This is a genomic window from Bartonella sp. DB5-6 (genome assembly GCF_000278115.1).
Lineage (GTDB): Bacteria > Pseudomonadota > Alphaproteobacteria > Rhizobiales > Rhizobiaceae > Bartonella > Bartonella refiksaydamii.
On sequence record NZ_JH725135.1, the window covers coordinates 1 to 1,342 of the forward strand.

The window sequence follows — 1,342 nt, forward strand, 5'->3', positions numbered from 1 at the left end:
TGTGTCGTAGCACTCAACATCCACTGTTAAAACACGCTGCCTTACCCCATAATCATATCCATCTTTAATCGTTTCACTTTGCGTTGAGATATTAATCGCCGGCATTGCTTCAATAAATAAATTGAAATCACGCATATTGAAAACATTGTCACCAGCCGCCGTCTTTGCTGCTTTGATCAACGCAACAAAGCTTTCCCTTATCGTCTCTCTCGGATGCATGAATATTCCTGTTTAGTTGATGCCATCTTTATTTGACTTCCTCCCCGCCCTTAAAGATGAGGTTTTACGACGTACTGATTACACACTTGATTAACATAAGTGCATGGTGTATAGTATCAAGTATCAAAAGGTAAGTGTATGGCAATCGTTAGTTTTAAGCATAAAGGATTAAAGTTGTTCTTTGAAAAAGGATCACACAAAGGCATACAATCTGCACATGCTAAAAAATTAGCAAATATTTTGGTAATTTTAGATACAATATCCTCGCCTGAACAAGTAACAATTAAATCATATCGTCTGCATGCACTTACTGGCGATTTAAAAGGCTATTGGTCGATGCGTGTAAATGCCAATTGGCGTGTTACCTTTCGTTTCATTGGAACAGATATTGAACTTGTTGATTATCAAGATTATCACTAATTTTAAGGTGTTATTATGATGTACAATCCTCCACACCCCGGTGGCATTTTAAGAGAAGAGTTACTGGATACACTAGGATTAACGGTAACAGAGGCAGCAAATCGTCTTGGTGTTGCACGTTTAACTTTATCACGTGTTTTAAACTGTAATGCAGCAATTAGCATTAACCTAGCCTTACGCTTGGAGATGGCTGGTTTAAATGATGCGGAATTCTGGCTTAAATTGCAACAAAAACATGATCTTTGGCAAGCACGGCATAATAATCCGATTTCGCATATTTCACTTTTAGAAGAAGCCTCTTAACGTTCTCCCCGCTGTAAAAACGGGGAGATAAATCATATTCTTTTAATCTAAGCAGCTTTCACGACAGGGCTCTCCAAACTTGGTTCATAAGCTCGCAACAAAGAATCCATACGATGTGGAATTTCTGAAGCTCCAAAATCTGTCAAAATTGCCAAGATTTTTGTAATATTGGGCACGTCATCTTGAAGCTTTAAAACCAGAGCATCTACGACTGATTCCATAACCTCAACTATAGCATTGCAGTCCTCATCTCCAATGCCTCGATGGTTAGAAAGCTTAAACAAAGCCATCCACAAATCATATAAAAAATCGATACTGCTATTCATTGTACACCCCCAAAGATTTGTTCTCTCAAACAAGCCAATCCTCTAGATGTAATTTTTGTTGAAGGCAGCACCTT

3 protein-coding genes and 1 pseudogene are annotated in these 1,342 nt (G+C 38.2%); 2 read left to right on the forward strand and 2 right to left on the reverse strand.

Annotation, left to right across the window (positions count from 1 at the left end; translation table 11 throughout):
* A pseudogene (locus tag MCO_RS09670) lies at nucleotides 1-219 on the reverse strand (hypothetical protein); the annotation flags it as partial.
* Between the two features lie 138 nt (nucleotides 220-357).
* Here MCO_RS09670 and MCO_RS09675 point away from each other — a divergent pair.
* Nucleotides 358-639 carry a type II toxin-antitoxin system RelE/ParE family toxin gene (locus tag MCO_RS09675; protein WP_007554312.1) on the forward strand — a complete coding sequence of 94 codons (282 nt, stop codon included), beginning with the start codon at nucleotides 358-360 and terminating at the stop codon, nucleotides 637-639.
* A gap of 15 nt (nucleotides 640-654) precedes the next feature.
* Nucleotides 655-942, forward strand: a complete 288-nt coding sequence (locus MCO_RS09680; protein WP_007554314.1) for a HigA family addiction module antitoxin — start codon at nucleotides 655-657, stop codon at nucleotides 940-942.
* Nucleotides 943-989: 47 nt separating this feature from the next.
* On the opposite strand, the gene MCO_RS09685 is transcribed toward MCO_RS09680, so the two are convergent.
* Complete coding sequence (locus tag MCO_RS09685; protein ID WP_007554315.1) at nucleotides 990-1,268, reverse strand: hypothetical protein; 279 nt, start codon at nucleotides 1,266-1,268, stop codon at nucleotides 990-992.
* Nucleotides 1,269-1,342: the final 74 nt, after the last annotated feature.

Bases quoted from the DNA above. Each gene is read 5' to 3' on its own strand.
- MCO_RS09680 (WP_007554314.1), top strand. From the start codon at position 655: ATGATGTACAATCCTCCACACCCCGGTGGCATTTTAAGAGAAGAGTTA.
- MCO_RS09685 (WP_007554315.1), bottom strand. From the start codon at position 1,268: ATGAATAGCAGTATCGATTTTTTATATGATTTGTGGATGGCTTTGTTT.
- MCO_RS09675 (WP_007554312.1), top strand. From the start codon at position 358: ATGGCAATCGTTAGTTTTAAGCATAAAGGATTAAAGTTGTTCTTTGAA.